The following is a 6,163-nucleotide window of genomic DNA, read 5'->3' as shown; positions in this document are numbered from 1 at the left end:
CTGCAGTCCGTCCGCGGACTGGGGAGACCGTAGGTCACAGTACGAAGAAAAGGAGGACTTCGTGAGCCGCTCAGCCAATCCGCTCGCCCGGTTCCTGACCGTCGCGCTCGTCGCGTCGCTCGCCCTTGCGGCGGGTTGCGCGAAGAAGCCCCGGCCCACGACCGATGTGGTCAAGCAGCCGCCCGTGACGCAGCAGCAGGCGCCGGCGGAGCCGTCCAAGCCGGCGGAACCGGCCGTTACGGAGGTTGTCCTGACGGATGTCTTCTTCGACTATGACAGGTACAACCTCCGCGAGGATGCGCGTCTTGCGCTGCAGGGGAACGCGCAGCTTCTCATGCAGAAAGCCGATCTGCGACTCCTCCTGGAGGGGCATTGCGACGAGAGGGGAACGGTCGAGTACAACCTGGCCCTGGGAGATCGACGCGCGCAGAGCGTGAAGAACTTCCTGATCGAGTTCGGCGTGGACGCCAGCCGTTTGAGGACGATCAGCTACGGAGAAGAGAGGCCGTTCGATCACGGCCATGACGAAGCCGCCTGGTCGCAGAACCGGCGCGTCCACTTCGTGATCCAGAAGTAAGGAAGACGCCCCGGACCGGAACGGCGAATCCCGGTCGGCCGCGCGTCGCGCGGGAGGTCTTGAGATGGGGACGGCAAGGTGGAGGTTGGTTCTCCCGCTGGTGCTCCTGCTGGCGGGAGGCTGCTACGGCGCCAAGCTCCTGCGTTCGCCGATCGCGGTCGACAACACCGAGCAGAGGGTCCGCTCTCTCACTGAGCAGCAGGCCCTTCTGAACGAGGAGGTGCGCAAACTCCAGGAGGCGCTGGCCCGCCAGGAGGAGTTGCTGCGCACGCTGCGCGCCGACACGCAGACTCGCCTGAGGGAGCTGAACGAGGGGATCGAGTCGGTGGGGAATCGCGTGGGTGACTCCCTCGAGCGGCGCAGCCTATTCGCTCCCGCGCCGGCGGTGGGAACGCAGCCCGCGCTTCCGCTGGGGGTCTCGGGGGCGGTCGCAGACACGGCCGGCGGAGCGCCGCCGCTCACGCCGGCCCAGACGAAAGGGATCTACGACGAGGCCTACCTGGACCTGAACCGCGGGAACTACACCCTCGCGCTCGTTGGATTCCAGGACTACCTGAAAAAGAGCCCGAACTCCGACCTTGGAGACAACGCGCAGTACTGGATCGGCGAGTGCTACTACGCCCAGCGCGACTTTCGTAGGGCGATCGAGGAGTTCGGCAAAGTGGAGCAGGACCACCCTCGCGGCGACAAGATCCCCGCGGCGCTCCTCAAGATCGCCTATAGCCATCTCCAGCTGGAGGACCGCGCTCAGGCCCGCAAGGCGCTGCGCGATCTGGTCGGACGCTTCCCCAACACCGAGGAGGCGGCTCAGGCGCGCGCCAAGCTCCAGTCGCTCGAGTGAACCCGATCGGTCGGGGAGAACTCTTCCGCTTCGGCGCGGCGGCGTTCGTGGCGGACTGGGCATTCTATCTCGTCTTCACATCGGTGCCGCTGAAGGCGATCGCGCTCGGGGGCGGCCCGATGATCCTGGGTCTGCTCCCGGCCCTCTCGTCGACGGTCTACATCGTCTCGGCCCTCAACTTCGGGCGGATCTCCGACCGCGGGGGTCGGATGCGCATGGCCCGCGCCGGGACCGTCCTGATGGCCCTCGGCGCCGTGCTGCTTCGGCTCGCCCCGTCGATACCATGGCTCTTCCTGGCGCTCCCGATCGTGGGCATCGGAGGCGGCCTCTTCTGGCCCACGATCCAGGCGGAGCTCGGCGATCGCGGAGGCTCGGCCGGGCTCGTGAGGCGCGCCGGTTGGTTCAACGTCTGCTGGTCGTCGGGCAAGATGCTCGGCTTCTGGACCGCCGGGCACATGGCGCAGGCCTACGGAACGGCGGTTCCTCTCCTTCTGGCGGCGGGGCTCGAGGCGCTGGTCTTCGTCGCCGTTCCGCGAGAGATGCCGCGCGCCGACCTGCGGGAAGCGTTCTGCCCGCCCGCGGAGCCGAACGCAGAAATCCATACAGAATCGATGCGAAGGCGCTACCGCCTCGCCGCGTGGCTCGCCAATCTCGTCGCTTTCGGCGTGGGAGCGACGCTGAACTACCAGTTCCCGAAGAGAATCCTCTCCCTCGGGCTGCGGGAGGGGGATCTCGGGAACTTCCTTGCGGCCACCGGACTCGCGCAGACGCTCGTCTTCGCTGGACTCGGCATGAGACGGGGCTGGGAGTACCGCCCATTCTGGCTCGTGGGGTCGCTTCTCATCGGACTGCTCTCCGCCGCCGGGCTGGTCTGGGCCTCGAACGAGGTCACGATCCTCCTCTGCGCCCCGGGGATAGGGCTCGCCCTTGGCGTCGCCTACAGCGCGAGCCTCTTCCATAGCCTGCACGAGCGCGCGGGGAGGGGCCGGTCCACCGGGATCCATGAGGCGCTCCTGGGCAGCGGCGCCTTCGTCCTACCGCTCGCCGGAGGATGGCTGGCGCGCCAGACGGGGCTCACGGCCCCCTACGCGCTGTGCGCGGTCGCCTTCGGCGTCGCGGCCCTCCTCGCCATCTACTGGGTCTCTCCGCGGGCGGCCGGGAAGATCGGGATGGCGGCCCGGGCCTCAGGGGCCGGCCCGGATCGATCTTGAGGATCGATCATGGGAATCGATCATGAGAATCGATCATGAGGGTTCCCTTGGGCGCGCCGCCCCGCTACCATCCGTGAGTGCATTGGGTCGGCCAGGTAGGGGACCTTGAGGAGAGTCATACGATGTCTTCAACACCGCCATCGCAGCCGCAGGCCGGTCGCTCCGCGAGTCGGGTCATCCTCGATATCGTGATGCTCATCGGCATCCCGTCCGCGATCATCTACGTCGTCTCGTTGATCTGGAAGTAGCCCGCGCAGGATGATCGGCGAGCGGGAGTCGGCTCTCCCGCCGGTTGCGGCTGGCCTGGAGGATCGCGAGGGGCTCTCATGAAGCCGGTGCGCACCCTCTTTGTCGCGACCACCCTGGCGGTCGGAGGAGCGGAGAGGATCCTCCAGCACCTGGCCCTGGGGCTCGACCGCCGCCGCTTCGACGTCTCGGTCGCCACGCTCCGCGAGCCCGGCGCGATCGGGGAAGAGATCGCCGCCGCCGGAGTTCCGGTGAGGTCCGCCTTGACCGGCCGGGGGAAGCTCGATCCGCTGCTCATCCCGAGGCTCCAGCGCTGGATCGCGTCGGAGCGCTTCCGGATCCTCTACATGCTCGACCACCCGCATGCGATCTTCCACTCGGCGCTCGCGTCTCTCGGGACTTCCGTCCGCGTGCGTGTGATGCCGGTTCACACGACCGGCCGATGGGGCGGGCTTCCGAGCGTTCCGCGGTCGATCCGCTTCTTCATGCCCTTGCTGGATCGGGTGATCGCGATCGCGGAGGCGCAGCGCGGCTATCTGATCCGCGCGGAGGGGATCCCTCCCGGGAAGATCTGCGTGATCCGAAACGCGATACCCGCCGAGGGGGCGGAAGCCGCCGTTCTCGAGGGACGCAGAAGGGCGCTGCGGGAGGAGTTCGGCGTCCCCGCTGGCGCGCGCGTCGTCGCGATTCTCGCCGTCCTGAGGCCCGAGAAGAATCACGAGCTTCTGTTGCGGGCGGCCGCCCGCGTCCGGCGCGACATCCCGGATCTCGTCGTCCTGGTGATCGGCGATGGGCCCCGGCGCCGGTCGCTGGAGGACGAAGCGGCCAGGCTCGATCTCGGAGGGACGGTGCGCTTCCTTGGGGGGCAGCCCAATGGCCGCCGCCTCTGGCCCATCGCCGACCTCGCCGTCCTCTGTTCCCACCCGAGGGTCGAGACTCTCCCGCTCTCTCTCATGGAGGCCATGGACGCCGCGCTGCCTGTCGTCGCGACAGACGTCGGCGCCCTCTCGGAGATCGTCGAGAGCGGCAAGAACGGCGAGCTCGTTCCGGCGGGGGACGAGGAGGGGCTCGCGCGCGCGATCGGCCGGATCCTGGGCGATCCGGCCCGGCGCCTCGTCTACGGCCGCGAGTCGCAGCGCCTCATCCAGGAGCAGTTCCGCCTCGAGAGGATGCTGCAAGAGACGGAGGACTTGCTCCTCCGGCTGATGGGGGGCTAGAGCCGTCTCATCTTCGAAGTGCCGGGCTCAGGTTCCCGACGCTCGGCCGTTCCTGAGATCCCTGTCCTGCTTGAGCATCAAGAGGCCGGCCAGAGCGAAGAGCGCCGTCGAGAAGAGGAATGCGGCCGCTGAACCGAAGACTCGCTGGATTCCATATCCAAGCGTGGGGGCGAGCAGGCCGCGCACGCCCGTGAGGGCGACATGCATCCCCTGGAACATGCTCGCCTCCTCCTCCCCCGCGAAGTGCATCGAGCCGAGGGTCCACGAGAGATTCACGCCCGCCATCGCCACGCTATAGAAGAGGAGGCCGGCGTAGACCCAGTCGACGCGCCCGTGGATCAGAGGAATCGTGGAGATCCAGAGGCAGAGCGGATAGAGAGCGAGCAGCAGGAAGATGCGCCCGGTGAAGCGGATCGGTCGCAGCTTGCCGAGCCAGATCCCGAGGATGGGGCTCAGGGCCACGAGGCCGATCTGAGACCAGAGGCCTTTCGACGCCGAGAGCTGGTTGTAGTCCATCGAGAGCTCGCGGACGATGTAGATCGGCAGGACGGGGATCAGGCTCAGAAACGCGAATCCGTAGAGCATGAAGTTGCGCTCGAAGCGGACGAACTCCGGATTCTCCCGGAATGTCCGCGAGGCGAGCCTCAGGCTCTCCATCAGCGTCGGCCGGGACTCTCGGGCCGGCGACTCGGGAGAAAGCGTCCGTCGCAGGGCCGCCCAGCCGATCCTGAGCCAGCCGAGCATGTCCCGCCTCTCGTTCCGGTCAGCCTCCATTCTGTAGAGGTGGTAGGCGGACACGAACCCGGCCAGTCCCGCGAGCGCGAAGAGCCAGGGATAGCTCTGCTCCCTCGTCTGCAGTATGAGTCCGCTTCCCAGGGTGGTCGCGATCGCCGCCGCGGTGCCGACGGAGGTGGCGATGCCGAAGCAGAGGGGGCGGCTCTCCTCCGGGTAGCGTGTCTGGTAGAGGGCGTTGGCGGCCGTGATGAGAAGCGCGGTCGCGACGCTGTGGAGGAAGCTCAACAGGATGAGAGCGGGGGAGGCGGTCCAGAGAACGAGGGCGGCGAGCGGGAGTCTCCCCATGAGGGCGGCGAGGAGAAACGCGCCGGCCTTCCTGCGCCCCTGCACCGCCCCGGCCCAGTAGAACGAGAACAGATTCGCCGCCGGTCCGAGGGTCGCGAAGAGGGTGATCTGCCAGCCGGGCGCGCCGAGGGCCTTGGCGAGGATGACGTCGGTCAGAATGATGACGCCGTTCGAAACTCCGCCCCATGCGCTCGAGAGGAGATGCTCGCGGAATGCCTCCCTCTGGCGCGGGTCGGCGAGCCTTGGAGCGCAAGGGGAGAGAAGACGGCGGAAGAGCGGAGGGGGCGCGATCTTGTTCATCCGTTTGGTGTCGCCCGTCTCCTTCCGCATCATCGATCGCCGCGGCGCGCGCATCGCGCGGCGCATCGCGCGGCGCGTTGTGCGCCGGCCGGTCCTATGTTAGCCTCACGGGTCGCGTGGGCGCCAAACGAAACCGCCCCTCGATTGCGCGGGTCGCGTCAGGGGCGGGAAGGCCGATCGGAGCGCCCGTGGCGGTGGAGATCGAGGAGTCCAGGATCGGGAAGTCCGGACGCAAGAGCAGTGAGGTGAGATGAGCAGTCCCTATGCCCCCGTAGCGGTCGCGCTCGTGCTCGCCCTCTCCATACCGATCGCCTTCGCGCTGCTCAGCTCGCGGCTCGGGCCCAGGAACCCGTCGGCGGGCAAGCTGACGCCCTATGAGTCGGGCGTCCTGCAGCGGTCTCTCCCGCGGGGGCGATTCTCCGTGAAGTTCTATCTCATCGCGGTGCTCTTCCTTCTCTTCGACGTGGAGGCGGTCTTCCTCTTCCCGTGGGCCGTCGCCCGCGGGAACCTGGGGTTGGCCGGCGATCTCGCCATGGGGGTCTTCTTCCTGATCCTCGTGCTCGGTCTCGCTTACGAATGGCGAAAGGGAGGGATGGAGTGGGAGTGAGCGAAGACCCGGCCCGGCGCGGCGTCCCCGCCGATTCCCCCGGCCGGCCCCTGCCCCGCGGGATCCATCGGGAGTCGCCCGTCG

Annotated in this window: 6 protein-coding genes; 5 read left to right on the top strand and 1 reads right to left on the bottom strand. The window is 68.1% G+C overall.

Annotation, left to right across the window (positions count from 1 at the left end; genetic code table 11):
* Positions 1–61: 61 nt before the first annotated feature.
* From pal to FJY88_10985, 4 genes are all read left to right on the top strand, one after another.
* The gene (gene pal, locus FJY88_11000) at positions 62–577 is read left to right on the top strand and encodes a peptidoglycan-associated lipoprotein Pal (GenBank protein MBM3287861.1); all 516 of its coding nucleotides are present in this window, start codon (positions 62–64) and stop codon (positions 575–577) included.
* A 64-nt stretch (positions 578–641) separates the two neighbouring features.
* On the top strand, positions 642–1,418 hold the full coding sequence (gene ybgF, locus FJY88_10995) for a tol-pal system protein YbgF (GenBank protein ID MBM3287860.1): 777 nt from the start codon (positions 642–644) through the stop codon (positions 1,416–1,418).
* Positions 1,415–2,629 (top strand): MFS transporter, encoded by a 1,215-nt coding sequence (locus tag FJY88_10990; protein ID MBM3287859.1) that lies wholly within the window; start codon positions 1,415–1,417, stop codon positions 2,627–2,629. The genes ybgF and FJY88_10990 overlap by 4 nt, the downstream gene beginning before the upstream one ends.
* Before the next feature lie 326 nt (positions 2,630–2,955).
* Positions 2,956–4,092, top strand: coding sequence for a glycosyltransferase (locus FJY88_10985; GenBank protein MBM3287858.1), 1,137 nt, complete (start codon positions 2,956–2,958; stop codon positions 4,090–4,092).
* Between the two features lie 27 nt (positions 4,093–4,119).
* Here the strand turns inward: FJY88_10985 and FJY88_10980 are convergent, their stop codons facing one another.
* Positions 4,120–5,538 (bottom strand): MFS transporter, encoded by a 1,419-nt coding sequence (locus tag FJY88_10980; GenBank protein MBM3287857.1) that lies wholly within the window; start codon positions 5,536–5,538, stop codon positions 4,120–4,122.
* A 184-nt stretch (positions 5,539–5,722) separates the two neighbouring features.
* Here FJY88_10980 and FJY88_10975 point away from each other — a divergent pair, with 184 nt between their 5' ends.
* Positions 5,723–6,079 carry an NADH-quinone oxidoreductase subunit A gene (locus tag FJY88_10975; GenBank protein MBM3287856.1) on the top strand — a complete coding sequence of 119 codons (357 nt, stop codon included), beginning with the start codon at positions 5,723–5,725 and terminating at the stop codon, positions 6,077–6,079.
* Positions 6,080–6,163: the final 84 nt, after the last annotated feature.

The organism is Candidatus Eisenbacteria bacterium, assembly GCA_016867495.1.
Classification (GTDB): Bacteria; Eisenbacteria; RBG-16-71-46; order CAIMUX01; family VGJL01; genus VGJL01.
Note: the sequence above shows the minus strand (reverse complement) of the source record. Positions and strands in the feature narration are given on the sequence as shown.

What these genes read in the sequence shown, in the direction of transcription:
- FJY88_10985 (MBM3287858.1), top strand. Translation starts at nt 2,956, where the DNA reads ATGAAGCCGGTGCGCACCCTCTTTGTCGCGACCACCCTGGCGGTCGGA.
- FJY88_10975 (MBM3287856.1), top strand. Translation starts at nt 5,723, where the DNA reads ATGAGCAGTCCCTATGCCCCCGTAGCGGTCGCGCTCGTGCTCGCCCTC.
- FJY88_10980 (MBM3287857.1), bottom strand. Translation starts at nt 5,538, where the DNA reads ATGCGCCGCGCGATGCGCGCGCCGCGGCGATCGATGATGCGGAAGGAG.
- ybgF (MBM3287860.1), top strand. Translation starts at nt 642, where the DNA reads ATGGGGACGGCAAGGTGGAGGTTGGTTCTCCCGCTGGTGCTCCTGCTG.